A 20,168-nucleotide genomic window follows, 5' to 3' on the forward strand; every position below is an offset into this window, starting at 1 on the left:
TTCCTTAACAGTAATTTATTGCACAAAACTGAATTGCAATTTGCTCGAGAAAATGTAACGTTTTGTAAAGATATAGGCGGATTTTTGAATAGCGTCTGACAGTCTCACAACGTGGAAAATTCAAATTCATTGTAGGAGCAACTGTGCGAGAGCAACGTCCGATATATCAATCGTTTATCAGTTATATATTAGCATTACGCACATGGCATATTCTGAAGGTTTAAACGAGCGGCTCGCCCAATTAGTAACTAAAGTTTCTCAGCATCCTCACGGTAGTCTGAAGCGGCAGCAGTTGTTAAATCAGTTGATATTTCAGATGCAGCAGTCGGGGAAAATTTGGTTGGGTGGCGATATTATTCCCGAATATTATGAAGATGCATTGCAAAAAACTTGGTTTTGGTTTTGCAAAAATATAGACAATTATGATGCTTCTCAAGCTAATGTAATTACTTGGTTTAATTCCCATCTTAAATTTAGAATTTTGGATATTCGTCAAGAAATAGCGATAGATAAGAAGACTAGAGCAACTAAGCCGAAAGATGAAGAATTAAACTTTATAGATCCAGTAGATAATGTACCCGCACCGGATAAAGCGCAACCTATTTTAGAAGAAACTCTAGAATGGATTGAAACACAAGGTGATGAATTACGCCGTCAGCACGTGCGCTCATGCCCGCATATTAACTGTCAGGAATTACTTAAACATAAATTACCACCGAATGAAAAAACGTGGCGGGAATTAGCCGAAAAGTTTGGAAAAAGAGAAAGCACTCTCAATCATTTTTACAACCACAAATGTTTTCCTTGTCTGTTAGCTTTCGGCAGAGCGCAAGGATATATAGATACGTAGCAAAAATTAGTCAATACGGTATTTACTCATGAATTCCACACAGCAGCTAACTATTTCCGTTCCCATCACCGAAGCTAACCGAAATAAAGCAAAGCAATTTGCTCAACAACAATCTAATTCGGAAAAATCTTTGCAAGTTTACCATAATACTTTAGCGGTATTGGTAACTAACAACTATTTACAAATGTTGGATGTACAAACTTCATTACAACAAAGTCATAGTTGGAATGCTGTTGCCAGAGTAAGTACCAATATTGCTGACTTAAACTTACCGGGAAAAGGACATTTAGAATGTCGTTCAATATTAAAAGGTGACGATAATTGCTACTTTCCCCAAGATGTTTGGAATCAGCGTATCGGTTATGTTGTGGTACAGCTTGATGAATCTTGTAAACAAGGCACATTATTAGGCTTTTTACCGCAAGTTAGCAGAAATACAATAAATATTAAAGAATTGCAATCTTTGGATGACTTATTTATAGCTTTACATTCTAACGAAACCGTAGTGCAGTTGAGTCAATGGTTAGAAAATATTATTGATGAAGGTTGGACAAAAGTTGAAGCAGTAATCGGAAAAAAAGCTATTAATCCTCTTTTCGTGTTCGCGGATATTCCTTCTGAAGATCCAAATGCTCATAAAATGAAAGATGCTGTGGGACAATTGTATGATACTCAAGATGAGATAGATAAAGTTGATTCCGATTCCGAAAAAGCTTTAATTCATTTATTAAAAAATACCCCTAACGAAGAAATTCGCTGGAAAGCTGCTGAATTACTGTGGGAAATCAACCCAGAAAATCCTGCTGGGGGCATAAGAAAAGCAATTGATTTAGGAATGCAATTTGGTCAAAACGCTATTGCTTTGATGGTAGCAATTTTACCTAAACCCGATGGAAGCATGGCAATTTTAACAAGAGTATATCCAGGATATGGCGCTAATTATCTTCCCCCTTGTTTGCAACTTAGCGGATTAGATGCAGCCGGAAGCTCGTTTTTCACAGTTCAAGCTAGAAATAAAGATAACTATATTCAGTTTAAGTTTACCGCTGAATTGGGCGATCGCTTTAATATTCGAGTGGCTTTAAATGATGCTAATATTACCGAGAGTTTTGTTATCTAGTTATTTGCATCCGCACGTAGTTAACGATTTTTCTCTACCAAAATAAATCTCATTTTTGACAGTAACTTAATTTATATTTTCTATCTGTAGAGATGCGTTAATAAAGTATCCCCAAAAGGCGGCATACTATATCGCATCTCTACATTTGTCAAGAAATAATGCAGTTTTCTGTAATTTGGATCGGAAATTGGAACATTAGCATTTATTATCTATTCTTCAGTATAATTACTGTTATAAATTAGACTAAATTTTAATAAAACCATTACTTCTTAACCGTCATGAGCAAATTTGTTGTACTGAATATTGACGAAGGCAGTTTTGAGCAAGGTTTTCCTGTAAGCATCGGAATGGGTGAAGAAGGGCCAACTTACTATAGACAAAGGTTTAAGCTTCCTCCTGCGCCCGATATTCCTCATTTATATAAAGATTGGAAACATAAATACGGCGATTTAGGTGAAACTATTAGACAAATCGGTATTCCTCCCGCTCAAGTGACTAATCATTCTGTAATTGAGGATGAAAAACAAGCTAGGAAGAGACTTGAAGGCTATGTGCGTCAGTGGTTCGATCAACTTCCCTTCCGAGAATTACAGGTAAGAATAGAAGAAAGGACGCAGCCAAATGAATCAGTAAGAGTAATTATTGATACTAATAATATTTATTTAAAAAAGCTGCCTTGGCATTTATGGCAATTATTTCAAAACCGTCCTCAAGCTGAATTTGCCTTAATCGCAGAGTATGCGCCCCCTACAGAACCTTTGAAACGTCCGGTCAAGATTCTGGCTATTTTCGGGGGTAGTGAAGGATTAGATTTAACTTCAGATAGAGAACTAATTACCACATTAAAAAGTCGGGGAGCAAAAATTACTTCGTTAGAACAACCCCAACGGAGTCAATTAAGTGAGAGTTTGTGGAATCAACATTGGGATATTTTGTTTTTTGCTGGACATAGTTCTTCTGGAGAAGAATGTACAACTGGACAAATTCAAATTAATGACAGCGAGAGTATTTCCCTAGATATCTTAAGATATGCTTTAACTACTGCGGTTAATAATGGCTTAAAATTAGCAATTTTTAATTCCTGCGATGGTTTGGGTTTAGCCGATGAGTTGAGGGGTTTAGGAGTTCCGCAAATGATTGTGATGCGCGAACCCGTACCCGATGAAGTAGCGCGACAATTTTTAAAATATTTTTTAGATGATTTTTCTCAAGGACATCCTTTATATTTAGCGGTGCGAAATGCACGTCAACGTCTCAAATGGATGGAACATAATTTCCCCTGTGCTACTTGGCTTCCTGTAATTTGTCAAAACCCCGCAGCACGTCCTTTGGTTTGGGCTGATGCTTCGATGAAAAGGTTAAAAAAATTCGTTGTATGTGGAATTGGTATTGCGTTGATTTTTGTTGGTAATAAAATGATCAACACTATGGAACTACCTTATAATTCTCAACCGCAGACAATATCAACTACAACTAAACCAAGTCCAACTCCTACTAAAAATCCCCCAGAAACTCTACAAGATTTAGGTAATAACTTTAGCTGGGGAGAAAAAATACTAATTGGGTATAACTCCAATCAATGGAAACAAAAAGGTATAGATGCTTTTGACCAAAATAATTACGAACAATCTATTATATATTTTAACCAATCTCTTAAACAAAATAAGAACGATCCAGAAACGCTGATATATCTTAATAATGCTGTCGCGATGGAACCCTCAGAAAGCGATAAGCTTCCAGTGTTAACTAAAGCCAATCCAAGAGCTTGCTTTATTCAAAATCCAAAGCCTCTCAAAATCGCTGTCATTGCTCCTATTTTTGGTAATACAACAAACCAAATCAATGAAGAAATATTGCGAGGAGTTTCCCAAGCTCAAAATGCAACTAATTTGAACTGTGGAATTAAAGGTAGGCTGTTACAAGTAATTATTGTTGACGATCAAGATAAGGCTTCTATATCTGCACAAGTAGCAAAAACATTGGTTGACGAAAAAGATATCTTAGCTGTGGTTGGTCATTATTCTAGCAGAGCAACTATCGAAGCTGGAAAAGTTTATCAAGAAAATCAAATGGTTGTGGTTTCTCCCACTAGTACTGCTGTGAGAAAATCGCTTAATAGAGACTATGGAATTAATTTGAATAAATATGTTTTCCGTACACCAACAAATGACGGGATTGCAATTAAAGATTTAGTTAATTATATGGTTAGAACACTAGGTAAAACAAAAGCAGCTATTGCCTATGATTCTAGTGGTTCGTACAGTAAAACTTATCGCGAAGAATTGAAAAATCAACTGCAATCAATAGAAAATGGTCAATTGATTAATCTTAAAGAGTGCGACCTTTACAATAATGCCAATCTCGAAAATTGCGTCAAAACAGCTAATCAAACAGTAAGTGTATTAGTGCTTGTTCCTGAAACAGGTGTAACTTTGAACAAAGCTTTGGGAATTTTAGATAGCAATAATGCTTCAAATCTGACACTCTTTGGTGGAGATTCTTTGTATAGCAAAGCAGTAGAGAATAAGGGCGAGAAAGTCCAAAATTTTATGATTCCAATTCCTTGGTTTCAAAATGAAGCTAATCAGAGCTTATTTGAAAGCGATGCTCAAGAACTTTGGAATGCTCAAGTCAACTGGCGTACCGCAATGTCATATGATGCGACTATGGCAATTGTTGAAGGTTTAAAAGCCATTGACGGAGATCCAACTCGCGAAGGAATTCAAAAGGAGTTATCTGCATGGAATTTTTCTATAGAAGGTGCAGCAGGAAACGTCGAATTTGATGAAAATGGCGATCGCCGCATCACCTCCGAAAACGATGCTCAAATCGGCGTATTAGTTCGAGTAAAATGCGACAATCCAACATCCCAGGATTGTAAATTTGTTAAAGTTCCCTAACAGTAGAATAGTTTAATCTATTAAAATAACTGAATCAAAACTTACTACTATTCCAACACCTCCCGAATGTGTTTCTTAGGAGTTAATACTCCACTACCTTTAACTCTGTCTTGAAATAAGGGAATAATAATCTTATCCCTAAAAAAAATACAGAGGTGCTTATATGTTTAAGGTAGCAGTTGGACACAGTAACGATCCAGATTCGGATTCAGCTATTGAAGAAGTATTAGAACAATGTCAAACTAGTTTAGCCGGAGAAATTCCTACTGCTGGAATCTTATTTGCTGCAATTGATTTCGAGCATTCGCTTCTATTGCAAGAAATCAATCGAGCTTTTCCCGAAATTGAATTAATTGGCTGTACAACTGATGCTGAGGTGTCTTCGGTATTAGAATTTGAGCAAGATTCTTTGACTTTAATGCTATTTTGTTCTGATGAAGTGGAAATTCGTGCGGGTGTCGGCAGGGGACTTTCTAAAGATGCAGTTGCAGCTACTTTCCAAGCGGTTACACAAGCACAAGCAAAAAGCAAGTTAAAGTCTCATAAATTATGTTTAGCAACTCCGGAAAGTCTCACAATGGATGGAGTTTCGACTGTAGATGGCTTAAAACAAGCTTTAGGTGAAAATTTTCCCATTTTAGGTGGATTAGCTGGGGATCAAATGAGAATAAATCAAACTTATCAATTTTTTAGCACGGAAGTTTTGAGCGATTCAGTCCCAATTCTATTGTTTTCAGGTGAATTATTATTTTCTCATGGTTTTGCAAATGGTTGGCATCCTATTAGTAGAAAAGCTGTAGTTACTAAAATAGAGAAAAATATTCTATATGAAATAGACAATAAACCTGCTTTAGATTTTTACGATGATTACTTGAGTGGGCTTCTACCTTCGGCTGAATATCCTTTGGCAGTATCAGATTCACAAGCCAATAATGTTTACATGGCAGCAGTACACGTGTATAATCGCAAAACTAAAATTATCAATTGTTTCGCCAGAATTCCCGAAAAATCTACAGTACAAATAGCCCAAGCAAATCGTGAAGATATTTTAGCTGCTGCTAAAAGTTCAATTACAAAAGCTTTGGAAACCTATCCAGGTAATCAACCACAAGCTGCTTTATTCTTTTCTTGTGTTGCTCGCCGTCAACTGCTAGGTACAAAGACAAAGGAAGAATATCAATTGGCTAAAACTATTTTAAAGCAAGATTTTCCATGTTGTGGTTTTTATACATATGGCGAGATTTCACCTTTGGAAATTGGTACACCCAGCAGGTTGCAAAATCAAACTTTCGTGACGTTACTTCTGGGAGTAGAGTAAACAATGACGGAGGTAGAAGAATATAAACAAAGAATTAAGGAATTAGAAAAAGCCAATCGGATTTTGCAAAAGAAATTAGAACGTTCTGATTCTAATCAAATTGCTTTGGAAGAAAGTAATGATAAAAATGAATCTTTACTTAAAAAAGTAATTTTTGAATTGGCTCACTCAAAAAAAAATTTAGAACTGCGGAGTCATGAATTAGAGCAAGCTTTGCAAAATTTACAAGCAATGCAAGCGCAGTTAGTAGAATCAGAAAAAATGTCTGCTTTAGGTATAATGGTTGCGGGTGTTGCTCATGAAATCAACAACCCCGTTAGCTTCATTTATGGTAATCTCACTCACGTTGAAGAATACGTTGAAGACTTATTTCAACTATTAGAATGCTATCAAAAATCTTGTTTAAATCCTACTCCCGAATTACAAGCAGAAATTGAAGCCTCGGAACTTGATTTTATTAAAGAAGATTTTCCCAAACTTTTAAATTCTATGACAGTTGGTGCCGAACGCATCAATAAAATTGTTTTATCTTTACGCAACTTTTCCCATCTCGATGAATCAGAAATCAAAAAAGTTGATATTAATGATGGTTTAGATAGCACTTTAATGATTTTACAAAATAAATTTAAAGCACAATCGAATAGTTCAGAAATTCAAATAATCACAGAATACGGGAATCTTCCTTGGGTGGAATGCTATGCTAGACAATTGAATCAAGTATTTATGAATATTATTATTAATGCTATTGATGCTTTAGAAAAATCATTAAATCCTCAAATCAAAATTAGCACGGAAACTAAAGGAAGCTCGATTTTAATTAGAATTGCTGACAATGGAATGGGAATACCTCCAGAAGTTCAGCAAAAGATATTTAATCCCTTTTTTACCACTAAACCCGTTGGCAAAGGCACGGGTTTGGGATTATCAACGAGCTATCAAATTATTGTTGACAAACATCAAGGTAAATTGGAATGTCATTCAATCCCCGGAATTGGTACGGAGTTTTTGATTTCGCTACCGCAGAAGTTTCGCAAGTAAGGAGATGGGGGGATGGGGGGATGGGGAGAGAATTACAAATCCAAAATCCAAAATCCAAAATCCAAAATTCTACCCTCTCTACCTAAGGTGTTGACTTTGTGCTTTTTTAGAGGATTAAAATCATACAAAAAACGTGTTTGCCCCCAAGATATTGCCCTCTCCCCCTTCCCCTCTCCCAAGCTTGGGAGAGGGGTGCCCGTCAGGGCGGGGTGAGGGAAAGTAGTATGAACTTTAGACGCAGAAATTTTATCAAAGTCAACACCCTATTCCCTACTCTCTACCCCCTCATCTTCCATGCCCAATTACCCATTACCTAATCTATTCATCAATCTGCCAGGAATCTTTGGTAAATTCTTCATCCAAAATTCTTTTGGGTTTGACGATGACAATTAATCTTCCTAATATTTCTACTTCGGGTTCGGTTTCAAACCACTGAAAATCTAATTCTCCGGCATTATCCACTACGAAATAACCGCCATCGTCCCATTTTCTTTGAGCGCGATCGACGGCTACCATTACTTGCTGGGGCACGTTTTGCTCTTCATTGGGGAATTTATGGTTTTGACACAATATTACTACTGGATCTTCGGCATTTGAAACTACTTGCCAACCTGGTAATGGTACCCAAGCGCCAACACCTTCAAATTTCACCATGTTAAATGGCCCGTCTTCTTCCACCATAGGAACCGCTTTCAAATCATCTGGTGTCAGCGGTAACTCACCCACCACGGGAACCACGCGAGACATTTCTGCATCAGATTCCAGTCTGTAAAAGGGTAGCAGCGGTGCTGGACGTTGGGGTACAACTGTAAAATCTGTTAATAGCTGTTCTATTTTTCGCCGTGCCGTATCCGTATGAGCAAACTTTAAACCCTTGGCAATAAAGCGCGATCGCAATTGTAAATCTGATTTTTGTCGGGCTTGTTTCCAAGTTTGATAAGCAACTGCATCTCCCGGATGTGCGGAAAACCCTTCAGGAAAAGTACGCAAGCGGGAATAATCTTTGATTGCTCTGGCTACTTCTTTAACTTCGTCTGCATCCACTTTATGCTTAAACGCAAGTTCGGCAGCACCCGCACGCTCTTCTTGGGTAAGCATCCGAAACTCGTACAGTAAATCGCTTCCTCGCTGAGAGTAATGGGTTTTTACCTCCTCCGAAGCACCACTTTTTTCTAGGGAATTGTAAACTTGAGAACCAACAATAATTTGATTTTGCTGAATTGGTTCAAAACCCGTAGCTTCAAAAATATCTTGAGGATTGTAACCAGATTTTTGCAGATAAGCACAAGCTTGTCCCCATTCCACCCAGGTTCCTTCTTTTTGCCTTAGTTTTCGTAATAATTCTTGGGATAATTCCTGATTTGGTTGATTTTCAGAATTTTGAGGTAGAGAAGGTGAATCTGTCATAGCCGGGGAAAACGCGCAGTAATAAAAATCATTTTATGCCCTAACAGCAAATAAGTATCCCTAGAAAAAACATATAGTTACACAATTGTTAAACATAATTAAGAAAAAAGTAGGACTTACGCAAAGCCCCCCAAATTAGCGGGGGGTTGGGGGGATCTTAATCTTGGAAATACCTACTTTATCGTTGCGGTTGCGTAAGTCCTCAGAAGTAAAAAAAATCAACTCGAATCTTGGGGTGAATACTCAACCGGTAGTTAAAATTATGGGTTATCAAAGAATAATCCCACATCGAATGCGGATTTAAAGACCGTATTTTCTCGGATAAAAGCAACTCCATTTAATTAGAAGATAGTGTCTTAAGGTCAGTTATAAATACATTTATAGGAAATCTTGCATTCGGGAGTTAGATTTGTATCCAATATAAAAAAGCACATATGATGTAAAAGAATAAATAAATGAATAATCTCATCCCAAATCTAGATAATATTCGCAATCAATTAATGACTACAGAAAAACGTAAAAAACAAAAAATCCTAGTAGTAGACGACGAACCAGATAATCTGGATTTGTTGTATCGAACCTTTCGTCGTGACTTTCAAGTTTTGAAGGCAGACAGCGGTAGTAGTGCTTTACAAGTGTTGGCAGAAGAAGGAGAAGTTGCTGTAATTATCTCCGATCAAAGAATGCCAGAAATGAAGGGAACTGAATTTCTTAGCAAAACTTTACCTCAATTTCCCGATACGGTAAGAATCATTTTGACTGGTTTTACCGATATTGAAGACCTTGTAGACGCTATCAATGCCGGACAAGTTTACAGATATATTACCAAACCTTGGGACCCCGAAGAACTCAAGGGAGTTGTGCAGCGTGCCGCTGAAACCTACGATTTACTCAAGCAGCGCACCGAAGAATTGCATCGTGCAAATTCGCACATAGCGTTATTGACTTCATCCGTACAGGTGACAAAAACTGTTTCCAGTAAGGAAGAAAGTCTATCACCTATTGCTGAAATCTATGGGGAAACTTTTTCTACTGATGGCTGTATTCTTCAGTTAGTAGAAAACGGCAGTTTGACTTCTGCTTGCGGTACTTTTAGCCAAGACGGGATATTAGATAACTGGTTGGATAAAGATCCTTTAATCGAGGAAGCTATTGCAACCAGCAACATGAAAGTTTGCGTAAATGTAACTAAAGACGAGAAACTTAAAGAACTCGCTCACTATTCAGATACAGATACGGTGGGGCATTTAATTGTCCCCATCGTTCACGCAAATCAAGTTACCGCAGTGCTATCGCTACAGTGGAAACAAACCTGTACTTTGCGAGAAGATGAACTAAAGCTGATTCACATTTCCGCCCAATTGTTAGCACTGATACTTAATTGCGCTCATGACTAGTCAGTGTTAGCGAAGCGTGGCGGAACGCCATACAATTATCAATGAACAATGAACAATCGACAATAAATGCTCGATAATTGATAATTGATAACTGATAATTGTTAACTGAAAATGTCTGAAATTCGCTCCATTTTTAACCGCATTGCCCCTGTTTACGACCAATTAAACGATTGGTTGAGTTTCGGACAACACCGGATATGGAAGGAAATGACGGTTAAATGGAGCGCTGCAAATCCGGGAGATACCTGTCTGGATTTATGTTGTGGCAGCGGCGATTTGGCTTTCCGCATGGCTCGCAAAGTTGGCACAAGTGGGAAAGTAGAAGCTGTAGACTTTTCCTCAGAATTATTAGAAGTTGCAAAACAGCGCAGCAAAGATTATTATCCTACTCCTCCCATTTCCTGGATCGAAGCTGATGTACTCGAATTACCTTTCGATGACAATCAATTTGATGCAGCCACAATGGGTTATGGATTAAGAAACGTTACAGATATTCCTCTTTGCTTAAAAGAATTACATCGAGTTTTGAAGACACAAGCAAAAGCCGCAATCTTAGACTTTCATCGTCCCGAAAATGCTTTGATGCGCGGCTTTCAGCAATGGTATTTAGATAATTTAGTGGTTCCCGCAGCCACTCAAATGGGTTTAAAAGAAGAATACGCTTACATTAATCCCAGCTTAGAGCGCTTCCCTTTAGGTAAAGAACAAATTAAAATAGCTCGCGAAGTTGGTTTTGCAAATGCCGTACACTATCCTATCGCAAACGGTATGATGGGAGTGCTGGTAATAACCAAGAGTTAGGAGTTAGGAGTTAAGATTTTTTAGTAGTGAAAGCTGGGAATTTTTAACTTTCAACTTAAATATATAATTAATTAGTTTTTTCTTAGATCAATTATTTTTACAAATTCCTAATTTGATAAAAGTCTAAAAATCAAATTGCAATTGAATAATCATGCGATAAATCCCCTAATGATTCAACTAAATTTCTTTTTCGATTAACTTCTAACTCATAATTTCCAACTCCTAACTCCTAACTCCTAACTCCTAACTTTAAACTCCCAACTTCTATCGTGGATTTTTCTAATCTCTGGTTATATATTACTCCCCCCCTAGCAGGTGGAATTATCGGCTATTTCACTAATGATTTAGCGATCAAAATGTTATTTCGTCCCTACCAAGCATGGTATATAGGGGGAAAGAAGGTTCCATTTACTCCTGGATTAATACCCCGCAATCAAGAGCGTTTAGCCAAAAACGTTTCTAAGACAATAATGCAGTCGCTGCTAACACCAGAAGAATTACAGAATCTGGCACGACGCTTGTTAGAAAGAGAACGAGTAGAAGCAGGAATTCTGTGGTTGCTGCAAATGGCGATCGCACAAATTAAAGATGATAAAGAGCAAAAAACTACTAAAATCCTGGCAGGAATTCTTAAAGATTTGCTCGGAGAATCATTACCGCGCTTGTTAAAAGCTTTAGCGCGACGAGAAGATTTTTTAGAAGCGCAAATTGACCAAATATTTGACCAAATACTATTAGAATTCCAACTTACCGACGTTCAAGCTTCTCGTTTAGCTGACTGGTTGCTACAAGTCGTTTTACCACCAGATACTATTCGTTTAGCCATAATTGATTTTCTCACAGACCGCACAATTCAAACCATCGACGAAAGCTTTCGCGAAAGAACTAGCGGTACATACTGGGTAGTAGCCAACCTCTTCGGCTTACGCAACAGCTTGACTCGTTTGCGTACCTACTGCTTAGACGAAAAAGACACAACCAACGCTCGCATTCGCGAATTAACTCAAGATTTACAAGTTGGCGATCGCATTCGTAAAATTGTCCAAGATGTCTCTTTACAAAACTTACCAATAGGTACCGTGCGGCAACTCCGGAAAACCACGGGAGATACCGTGCGTCAATACATCAGAACCCGTGGTGGTGAATTATTAGAAGGTTTCAGCAAATCATTAGATTGGGAGAAAATAGCGGGTTTACTATTAAACCGTTTAAGTAATTCCCAAGTAATGAATTCATCTTTAGAAGTAGTCAGCAAAGAATTAGCATTACTATTAGAGCGTTATTTAGAAAAAGATTTAGAAAATATAGTTGCTCAAACAATTCCAATTTTATCAATCGATCAAGTAATCATCGATAGAATCAAATCAACATCACCCGCTGACTTAGAAAATGCCATCGAAGGAATTGTTAAAAGCGAATTACAAGCTATTGTGACTTTAGGGGGTGTTTTAGGTTTCTTTGTCGGCTCCTTTCAAACCGTATTATTGTTATTTAATAATCTGTAGAAATTTTAGTCAATTGTAGGGTGTGTTACTAGGGTGTTGACTTTGATAGGATTTCCGCGCTTAAAATTCATACAGCTTTTATGCCACACCATCTCCCGCCCTCACCCCGCCCTGAAGGGCACCCCTCTCCCAAGTTTGGGAGAGGGGTTGGGGGAGAGGGATTTATCTTTAATAAGAACACGTTTTTTGCATGAATTTTTAACCTCTAAAAAGGTACAAAGTCAACAGCCTAGTACCGCTTGGCGGAAGTAAGAAGTAAGAAGTAAGAAGTAAGAAGTTTGATTTTCTAAGCTTTTCAGCCATTTTTAATGGTTGCCTTATTTAAGCCGTGGTGTACTAGTGTGTTACGGCTACTAAATGTAATGGTTTTAATTACCAAATAGCGGATGCCGTAACGCACCATCTGCCTTTAATGCTTTGATTTCATATTTAACAAAAACCCTCATCCGCCGAGGAATTATTTTAATAAATATTATCAAAAACCTCCATCCGCCGGGGAATGCAATTAAGCGTCTAATAGCGAAAGTCGATTAAAATGGACTATAAAAGTCTTTTAGTGCGTTTTAACGTACTTTGTATATGAGCCTTGGAATTTATTCCGAGGCGGTTTTGAAAGCTAATTCCAAATGGTGCAAGATGTTAATTTTAATGGACTGAAAACATATTATTCACAACTCCTAACTCCTAACTTATAACTCCTCACTCTCTTCTCTTATTGCGGAATAAACGTAATATCAAAAGAAGTCCATCTATCGTTTATCTGCTTCGGTTGTCCAACTTTAAAAAAGCCAGATAACTTACGATTTTTCTCATCATAATTAGTCACTTTACCCCAGTTATAACCGTTTCCGGCTTGCTGCATAAAGTAAGTGTTAAACTTTGAATTTCGCTTGCTTGGTTGTTCGTTAACTTCAAAGAAAGGCGCACTTTCTGGGGAACGATAACCTTGTGGAATTGTACTACCAAAAACTATTTCTAAATAAACTGTTTTACCGATATTATCCTGCATAAAAGTATTGAATGCTGAAGGATTTCTCTTTAAATCTCCAATAAATATCGGTACATTGGTTTTTTTCAATTGAATTTTGTTTTCAGCTATCCAACGGTTAGCAACTTTATCGAATTGTTCGACTCTGGAAGTATCGCGATTAATTCGGAAACGCTCGAATATTAGTTTGGAATTGCCTACACTAGGGCATCCACCGCCATGTTTTTCATGTACGATGAAATCAAAAAATGAAGTGTTCGAGTCAACCGTGACAAATGAAAGACAATTCATTTTTACGTTGCCATATTGACTGTCATTTAATATTCGTGCGGCAACAGTTTGCAAAGCAGTATTTTTATCTAGCAATCGGGATTGAGCCTTAGCTGAGATTGCTGTGGAAAGTAAAAAAGGCAGAACGAACAATGATGTTAATTGGCGATTCATATTGACTTAATATCGTTTTAAAATAATGGTAGTAAATCCAGTAGTTTTACTGATACCACATTCATTTTAATTAAACAAGTTTTACAATTAATTTATATTTAAGGCGATTATGTGAAAATTTGGTAAACTTATACTTATCTTATACTTAAAAACCAGCTTAAATCATGAACATAAAACAACATCTTTCTACGTTAACGCAATATCATTCTTGGGCTTTTCAGCGTCTTTACGAATATTTAGAATTTGTATCTGAAGCTGATTATTGTCGTGAATGCGGTTTATTTTTCAAAAGCATTCACGGTACGCTCAATCATAGTTTGTTAGCTGATAAAATTTGGTATGGGCGCTGTATAAGTCAACCATTTACTGTTTCTGGGTTAGATGAGGAATTATCTTCGGATAGAAAACAGCTTGAAACTGAAATTAAAAATCAATCAGTTAAATGGAACGAATTTGTGCTGCAAATTGATGAAAATAAATTAGAAAATCTGATCGAATATCGAACTACAGAAGGTAGTGAAAAATCTTTACAACTTGCTTATATATTGAGTCACATAGTTAATCATGGAACTCATCATCGAGGGCAAGTTTCCGCTGCTTTGACTCAATTTGGTTATCCGGCACCAGAAATTGATTTACCTTTCTTTATTGCAGCGCAGAATAAGTGAAAGTTACTGTTTTATGAATAATATTCGTTTAAAAATTCAGATAAATGGGAATCTTTGATTATTATGTCGATGTTAAGAAAAGATTATTTTGAGATAGAAGTTATGCATCCTACACATTGAGATCCCCCCAACCCCCCTTCAAAAAAAGGGGGGCTTTTTGTAAGTAATAATAAATTTAGCGTTTTTTTGTCTTGGCATGAGACAATTTTTTTATAACCATATACTTACTCAATAAAGTGACACAAAACAACTTTGGCAGACGGGAATTACTTATCGCCAGCTTGACAGCAGGATTTGCAATGGCAGTACAGCCGATTTATGCTCAAGTTATCAAAACGGAAACCTCTGGATTAATTGCTGGTGAAGTTAAAATTCCCGTTGCTGATGGAGTTATTCCTGCTTATCGTGCTATGCCCCTCTTAGGTGGTAACTTTCCAGTAGTGCTGGTAGTGCAAGAAATATTCGGCGTGCATGAATATATTCAAGATGTTTGTCGTCGTTTTGCTAAGTTGGGTTATATGGCGATTGCCCCACTATTATTTGCCCGTTATGGCGATGTTTCTAAACTAGATAATATTCAAGAAATCATCAGCAAAGTTGTTTCTAAAGTTCCCGATACACAGGTACTTTCGGATTTAGATGCAACGGTAGTTTGGGCTGATAATTCTGGTAAAGCCGATACAGAAAAACTCGGTATTACAGGCTTTTGTTGGGGAGGCAGAATCGTTTGGCTATACGCAGCACATAGCCCGCAACTGAAAGCAGGTGTGGCTTGGTATGGAAGATTGACGGGTGATAGCAATCCTTTACAGCCACAGTATCCCATCGATATCGCACCATTACTTAAAGCACCAGTACTTGGGCTTTACGGTGGAGAAGATAAGAATATTCCCGTCAGCGACGTGGAAAAAATGCGAGAAGCCTTGAAACAAACCAAAACAGCAACTCAGATAAATGTTTATCCCAAAGCACCCCACGGATTCCACGCCGATTATCGCCCCAGCTACAACGAAGAAGCGGCGGAAAATGGTTGGTTGTGGTTGCAATATTGGTTTAAAAAATATGGTGTAGTTTAAGTAGTGTAATAATATTATCTTTAAGTATCTAAAAACCCGGTTTTTTGAAAAAACCGGGTTTCTGTATTTTCACAAATTATTTATGATTGCTATATAAATAATCACAGAGAAACAGGCTCAGTAGAATTAGTCAAAATTTGCTGAGAATTATTATTTGTTTTCCTCTTAATCATCTGTTTTAATACTCCGAAAATAATACCGGGAGCAAACAATGCTGTAGGCTTTTTTATCATGTGCATGACTTCCGCAAAAACTTTATACACTTGGGGTTTATGCACCGCTAATATAATTACTTCATCCATATATTTGTGCATGAATTGAGTTATTTTATCGGGCTTTCCACCTTCAGTCGTTTCCCAGCGAAAATCATCGCTCGTTGCCATTAACCACGGCGCTTTTAACACTTTAGCTAACTCTTTTTGATAATTTTTGGTAAATCCCTTACCTATATATTGAGAATTAGTAAATGATGAAGGCAAACACTTTTGTAGAGTTAAAGCCCCTAGAGCCGCAGTTGTCATTCCTTGCCCATATATTGGATTAAAAGCACAAGCCGCATCTCCAACTATTACTAAACCTTCCGGTAAACGCGCTAATTCATAATGCAGCCAGGAATTTTCTGTACGACGATAACTGTGTACTTTGGAAATGGGTTTAGCATCTTTAATCGCATCATAAATCGCCGAATCACGTAAATTACGCGCACATTCTAGAAAACCTTCATTATCTGATGGTGGATAATCTCTAGCAATACCAGCCAAAGTTACAGCCCAACGATTACCTTCTACAGGAACTATTACTCCTCCATGTTTATTGTGAGAAGCTTTATAAAAAATCGCCATCGCTTTCCAATCTACTTCTAAATTTTCAGGGCATTCAAACCAACAGGTACTGTATCCCAAAAACGAATTAATCTCTGTCTTCTCTGGTGGTTGATAACCCATTGATTCCAACCAATTAGGCATTTGAGAATTACGCCCAGAAGCATCAACAACCAAATCTGCAACTAATTCTTCTTCAAAATATTCATCTAAATCATAAAGTTTGACTCCCGTGACTTGAGAATTTTGACTATTAGTTAATAATCCTCGCACTTGAGTTTTTTCGCGAAACTTAATATTTTTGAAATCTGAAAGACGACGGCGTACTAAGCATTCTAAAAACGCACGACTGCTAGTATGAGTAATCAAATCCGATTCAATACGTGGATGCCAACCCCAATAAGCAAACAAAGCATATTCCTTACCCCAATTTACTTTCGGCGCTCCGGCTTTGCTTAATTCTGCATCTATCCCAGGAAATAATTGTTTTAAAATTCTGTACCCTTGAGTAAGCAGTACATGAACGTGATTTGCTTGGGGAACACCCTTACGAGTTTGCGGTTGCTGCGGTAAAGCATCACGTTCAACTACAATAACTTGAGTAAAATAATCTGCTAAAACCCTTGCATTTAAAAGTCCAGCCATGCTGCTACCGATAACTACAGCAGTATGACTTTTAGTTTTGTATTGCGATGTTGATAAGTGCATTTAATCGATTAATTCAATCTATTTCACATCTTGCAATATTATTTTAACGATAATTACTTAGCTTCACAGCAATCTAAAATGAAGCTACAAATCTTACTTTTATTTCTTGATTTTTTATAGTCTTATTTACCTGACATCTTGCACCATTCTCAACAAGCCCAAAGAAACCCGGTTTCTATTCGTGAAAGCATTATTAATTCGTTATGAGACGAGCAAGAAACCGGGTTTCTAAAATTGGTGCAAGATGTGAAATTTATACAACTTTTGCTATGAGACAGGGAATAAATTTCCCCACAGTGCCGTAGAATAGTACAATATGTATGTTAAATCAACCCCTTCACGCCATAAAAAATACAGGCACCTGAACCAATTAAATATACAAACCAAGTTAGGAAAAAACCAAAAGCCCTACCAGGAGAAGGGCCATATGTTTTAATTAAACCCCATGCGTGAGCAATTCGAGCTATAGTTAAACAGCTTCCTAAAAGCCAGATTAAAAAAGAAGCTGCATTCATCAATTCCAAAGTAATAATCAACAGCAATGCTAAGGGTACATATTCTGTAAAATTGCTATGAGCGCGGACTTTACGTTGTAAAACACCATCATCTTTAGCTTTAGTTTCAACCAGCTTTTGAGTTAGATTCTCGAAAAAAGCAGCCCATGCATTCGGTTTTTCTAAATAATCAGGTTGCTCTTTTACATCAATGTTTGACTCACCATGCCAAACCCTGGTTTTTGTGCGTTCCATTGCCACAATATAAGAAAGTACAAAGGCAATAAAACCATTTATTCCGATAAAAAGTGTTGATATTGGAATTAGATTTTCGTTCATATTAAATTTGTTGATATAAATGGAGTGCAATCCTAAACTGTAAAAATCTTGTGGGATGGGCATCCTTGCCCGTCGGTTCAAATATACTTATTATAAGCGTCACACACCTTACAATAAAATATACAACTAACCTCTAACACTATGAAACCAAACTTACATTTAACCCGTCGCAAATTATTACAAATTTCTGGATTATCAAGCATTAGTTTACTTTTAGGTGGCTGCGGCACTCCCGTATTTGAAGGTGTAATAGGTGCGCTTTCCGAACCGCTAAATGAAAATTTTCAATCTTTATTATTAAAACCTCAAACGCCAGTACCGGAATTTTCTCTTAATGAAATTGAACCGGATGCTTTGATAGTAAATACATATAGATCCACACCACTTATCAACCAAGAAAAATTTCGATTAATTATTGATGGTGAGGTAGAAAATCCCGTTAGTTTGAGCATGGATGATATCAAAAATTTATCATATACTTCTACAATTATTCGTCATGTATGTGTAGAAGGATGGGCGGCAATTGTGCAGTGGGGTGGCATTCGCTTACGGGAACTTGTGGCGATCGCCCAACCCAAACCAACAGTTAAATATGCTTATTTTCAATCTGCCGATGGTTACTATTCAAGTTGGGATATCGCTTCAACTTTGCATCCTCAAACTTTATTAGCTTACGAAAAAAACGGCGAACCTTTACCAGTTGATAACGGTGCCCCTTTACGTTTAGCTTCCCCGATTAAACTTGGTTACAAGCAAAGTAAATGGGTGACGAGAGTGACTTTAACTAGTAATTTATCACGATTTCAAGGCTATTGGGAAGACCAAGGTTATGAATGGTTTGCGGGATTGTGATAATTTTCCCGACACCCGCTTATGGGTGCGGCTACACAAACGAAGCCCCAGGCTTACAGCCTGCGGGCTTTTTGCCTACATTGGGATGCTCCCAATTACTTTGAGTTAGAATTTACTATTCCCTATTCCCTAATCAAAAAATAATGCAATATAAACATCAGCATTCTAATAAGTTAATATTAATTCTGACAACTTATCTGTGCTGCTTACCTTTATTTGCTTGTAATTCTCAGCAACAAGTCAGCCAAGAAAACCAGATACTATCCGCACAATCTCAAACAGCTGAAACTCAGCCACTTCTGTTATCACAAACATCACCACAAGATGATACATATTTTCTCGACAATCAAATTTGGGGTGAAGCTGGAGATAAAGAGAATTTACTCAAAGCAATTGACTATAGTTTAAGCTATCTGCAAACACCACAAGCTCAAGCAGTTTATCAAAAATATATTGTTGCCGATATCACGCGAGAAAGAGTTGAAAAAAGCCTGAAAAGATTTCGTGAATTAGTTGTTAATTCTCAAAATGCCCAAGAATTACAAGACGCTGTTAACAAAGAATTTGTATTTTATAAATCTATCGGTTCCGACGATCGAGGTACTATTTTATTTACTGGTTATTACAAACCAATTTACCAAGCGAGTCGCAAACCAACGGCAGAATATCGCTATCCTGTTTATCGTTTACCCGACGATTTTAATACTTGGAGTAAACCCCATCCCACCCGTTTAGAATTGGAAGGTGCAGACGCTTTACAAGCAGACAAAGGCAAACTTAAAGGGTTAGAATTATTTTGGCTGAAATCCCGTATAGATGCTTTTATAGCTCAAGTGCAAGGTTCTGCCGTCTTGGAATTTTCAGATGGAACTACTACTTCAATTAACTATGCAGCAAATACCGACCACGAATATGTCAGTCTAGGTAAAGAATTAATCAAAGATGGGAAATTGGAACAAGAGGGAATTTCCTTAGAAAAAGTTATTAATTACTTAGAGCAAAATCCCCAAAGCCAAAATCAATACTTACCTAGAAACCCCCGTTTTATCTTTTTTAAAGATACTAAAAATGCTCCCGCAATCGGCAGCCTTAATGTGCCAGTCACTCCAGAAAGATCCATTGCTACAGATAAATCCTTGATGCCTCCTGGTGCATTAGCCATAATTCGCGCTCCTTTTCCATTTATCGATGGAGACAAAATCGAACAGCGTCTTGTGAGCCGGTACGTACTCGATCAAGATACAGGAGGTGCAATCAAATCTCCCGGTAGAGTTGATTACTATATCGGTGTCGGCAAACAAGCAGGCGATCGCGCTGGTGCTATTGTCAACAAGGGTGAGTTGTATTATTTATTACTGAAGGATTAATGTGTATAAAAATCCCCCAGTATCGCTACCAGGGGTTAAAAGAGTTATTACCATTTCATACACCGTTTGCCTAAG

General features: G+C 37.4%; 16 protein-coding genes. 12 read left to right on the forward strand and 4 right to left on the reverse strand.

Features of this window, described 5'->3' with window-relative positions; all coding sequences use genetic code 11:
* Window positions 1-202 precede the first annotated feature (202 nt).
* From ACM03V_RS18040 to ACM03V_RS18060, 5 genes are all read left to right on the forward strand, one after another.
* Window positions 203-850: a sigma-70 family RNA polymerase sigma factor gene (locus ACM03V_RS18040; protein ID WP_414622182.1), complete on the forward strand. Its 648-nt coding sequence runs from the start codon at window positions 203-205 to the stop codon at window positions 848-850.
* 28 nt (window positions 851-878) lie between these two features.
* Window positions 879-1,970 carry a DUF1822 family protein gene (locus ACM03V_RS18045; protein WP_414622183.1) on the forward strand — a complete coding sequence of 364 codons (1,092 nt, stop codon included), beginning with the start codon at window positions 879-881 and terminating at the stop codon, window positions 1,968-1,970.
* Between the two features lie 278 nt (window positions 1,971-2,248).
* Entirely contained in the window at window positions 2,249-4,870 is a 2,622-nt protein-coding gene (locus tag ACM03V_RS18050) for an ABC transporter substrate-binding protein (RefSeq protein WP_414622184.1), read from the forward strand.
* Window positions 4,871-5,033: 163 nt separating this feature from the next.
* Window positions 5,034-6,188, forward strand: a complete 1,155-nt coding sequence (locus ACM03V_RS18055) for an FIST signal transduction protein (protein ID WP_414622185.1) — start codon at window positions 5,034-5,036, stop codon at window positions 6,186-6,188.
* A 3-nt stretch (window positions 6,189-6,191) separates the two neighbouring features.
* Complete coding sequence (locus tag ACM03V_RS18060) at window positions 6,192-7,226, forward strand: ATP-binding protein (protein WP_414622186.1); 1,035 nt, start codon at window positions 6,192-6,194, stop codon at window positions 7,224-7,226.
* 318 nt (window positions 7,227-7,544) lie between these two features.
* Here ACM03V_RS18060 and ACM03V_RS18065 read toward each other — a convergent pair whose 3' ends face one another.
* The gene (locus tag ACM03V_RS18065; protein ID WP_414622187.1) at window positions 7,545-8,633 is read right to left on the reverse strand and encodes a RuBisCO accumulation factor 1; all 1,089 of its coding nucleotides are present in this window, start codon (window positions 8,631-8,633) and stop codon (window positions 7,545-7,547) included.
* 455 nt (window positions 8,634-9,088) lie between these two features.
* Between ACM03V_RS18065 and ACM03V_RS18070 the strand changes: the two genes are divergently transcribed.
* From ACM03V_RS18070 to ACM03V_RS18080, 3 genes are all read left to right on the forward strand, one after another.
* Window positions 9,089-10,030, forward strand: a complete 942-nt coding sequence (locus tag ACM03V_RS18070; protein WP_414622188.1) for a response regulator — start codon at window positions 9,089-9,091, stop codon at window positions 10,028-10,030.
* Between the two features lie 111 nt (window positions 10,031-10,141).
* Window positions 10,142-10,831, forward strand: coding sequence for a bifunctional demethylmenaquinone methyltransferase/2-methoxy-6-polyprenyl-1,4-benzoquinol methylase UbiE (ubiE, locus tag ACM03V_RS18075; RefSeq protein ID WP_414622189.1), 690 nt, complete (start codon window positions 10,142-10,144; stop codon window positions 10,829-10,831).
* Window positions 10,832-11,100: 269 nt separating this feature from the next.
* Complete coding sequence (locus tag ACM03V_RS18080) at window positions 11,101-12,336, forward strand: DUF445 domain-containing protein (protein WP_414622190.1); 1,236 nt, start codon at window positions 11,101-11,103, stop codon at window positions 12,334-12,336.
* A 712-nt stretch (window positions 12,337-13,048) separates the two neighbouring features.
* Here ACM03V_RS18080 and ACM03V_RS18085 read toward each other — a convergent pair.
* On the reverse strand, window positions 13,049-13,768 hold the full coding sequence (locus ACM03V_RS18085) for a hypothetical protein (RefSeq protein ID WP_414622191.1): 720 nt from the start codon (window positions 13,766-13,768) through the stop codon (window positions 13,049-13,051).
* Between the two features lie 164 nt (window positions 13,769-13,932).
* Here ACM03V_RS18085 and ACM03V_RS18090 point away from each other — a divergent pair, with 164 nt between their 5' ends.
* Both ACM03V_RS18090 and ACM03V_RS18095 read left to right on the forward strand, forming a co-directional pair.
* Entirely contained in the window at window positions 13,933-14,436 is a 504-nt protein-coding gene (locus ACM03V_RS18090) for a DinB family protein (RefSeq protein ID WP_414622192.1), read from the forward strand.
* 236 nt (window positions 14,437-14,672) lie between these two features.
* Complete coding sequence (locus ACM03V_RS18095) at window positions 14,673-15,512, forward strand: dienelactone hydrolase family protein (protein ID WP_414622193.1); 840 nt, start codon at window positions 14,673-14,675, stop codon at window positions 15,510-15,512.
* A gap of 101 nt (window positions 15,513-15,613) precedes the next feature.
* Here the strand turns inward: ACM03V_RS18095 and ACM03V_RS18100 are convergent, their stop codons facing one another.
* On the reverse strand, window positions 15,614-17,041 hold the full coding sequence (locus ACM03V_RS18100; RefSeq protein WP_414622194.1) for an FAD-dependent oxidoreductase: 1,428 nt from the start codon (window positions 17,039-17,041) through the stop codon (window positions 15,614-15,616).
* A gap of 323 nt (window positions 17,042-17,364) precedes the next feature.
* The gene (locus ACM03V_RS18105; RefSeq protein ID WP_414622195.1) at window positions 17,365-17,874 is read right to left on the reverse strand and encodes an MAPEG family protein; all 510 of its coding nucleotides are present in this window, start codon (window positions 17,872-17,874) and stop codon (window positions 17,365-17,367) included.
* 141 nt (window positions 17,875-18,015) lie between these two features.
* On the opposite strand from ACM03V_RS18105, the gene ACM03V_RS18110 reads away from it, so the two are divergent.
* Window positions 18,016-18,726, forward strand: a complete 711-nt coding sequence (locus ACM03V_RS18110; RefSeq protein ID WP_414622196.1) for a molybdopterin-dependent oxidoreductase — start codon at window positions 18,016-18,018, stop codon at window positions 18,724-18,726.
* Between the two features lie 143 nt (window positions 18,727-18,869).
* Entirely contained in the window at window positions 18,870-20,093 is a 1,224-nt protein-coding gene (locus ACM03V_RS18115; RefSeq protein WP_414622197.1) for a murein transglycosylase A, read from the forward strand.
* The last annotated feature ends 75 nt before the right edge of the window (window positions 20,094-20,168 follow it).

The organism is Calothrix sp. CCY 0018 (assembly GCF_963920925.1).
Taxonomy (GTDB): domain Bacteria; phylum Cyanobacteriota; class Cyanobacteriia; order Cyanobacteriales; family Nostocaceae; genus Rivularia.

Excerpts from the sequence above, each read along its gene's own strand:
- ACM03V_RS18040 (WP_414622182.1), top strand. The coding sequence starts at position 203 with ATGGCATATTCTGAAGGTTTAAACGAGCGGCTCGCCCAATTAGTAACT.
- ACM03V_RS18045 (WP_414622183.1), top strand. The coding sequence starts at position 879 with ATGAATTCCACACAGCAGCTAACTATTTCCGTTCCCATCACCGAAGCT.
- ACM03V_RS18050 (WP_414622184.1), top strand. The coding sequence starts at position 2,249 with ATGAGCAAATTTGTTGTACTGAATATTGACGAAGGCAGTTTTGAGCAA.
- ACM03V_RS18055 (WP_414622185.1), top strand. The coding sequence starts at position 5,034 with ATGTTTAAGGTAGCAGTTGGACACAGTAACGATCCAGATTCGGATTCA.
- ACM03V_RS18060 (WP_414622186.1), top strand. The coding sequence starts at position 6,192 with ATGACGGAGGTAGAAGAATATAAACAAAGAATTAAGGAATTAGAAAAA.
- ACM03V_RS18065 (WP_414622187.1), bottom strand. The coding sequence starts at position 8,633 with ATGACAGATTCACCTTCTCTACCTCAAAATTCTGAAAATCAACCAAAT.
- ACM03V_RS18070 (WP_414622188.1), top strand. The coding sequence starts at position 9,089 with ATGAATAATCTCATCCCAAATCTAGATAATATTCGCAATCAATTAATG.
- ubiE (WP_414622189.1), top strand. The coding sequence starts at position 10,142 with ATGTCTGAAATTCGCTCCATTTTTAACCGCATTGCCCCTGTTTACGAC.
- ACM03V_RS18085 (WP_414622191.1), bottom strand. The coding sequence starts at position 13,768 with ATGAATCGCCAATTAACATCATTGTTCGTTCTGCCTTTTTTACTTTCC.
- ACM03V_RS18090 (WP_414622192.1), top strand. The coding sequence starts at position 13,933 with ATGAACATAAAACAACATCTTTCTACGTTAACGCAATATCATTCTTGG.
- ACM03V_RS18100 (WP_414622194.1), bottom strand. The coding sequence starts at position 17,041 with ATGCACTTATCAACATCGCAATACAAAACTAAAAGTCATACTGCTGTA.
- ACM03V_RS18105 (WP_414622195.1), bottom strand. The coding sequence starts at position 17,874 with ATGAACGAAAATCTAATTCCAATATCAACACTTTTTATCGGAATAAAT.
- ACM03V_RS18110 (WP_414622196.1), top strand. The coding sequence starts at position 18,016 with ATGAAACCAAACTTACATTTAACCCGTCGCAAATTATTACAAATTTCT.
- ACM03V_RS18115 (WP_414622197.1), top strand. The coding sequence starts at position 18,870 with ATGCAATATAAACATCAGCATTCTAATAAGTTAATATTAATTCTGACA.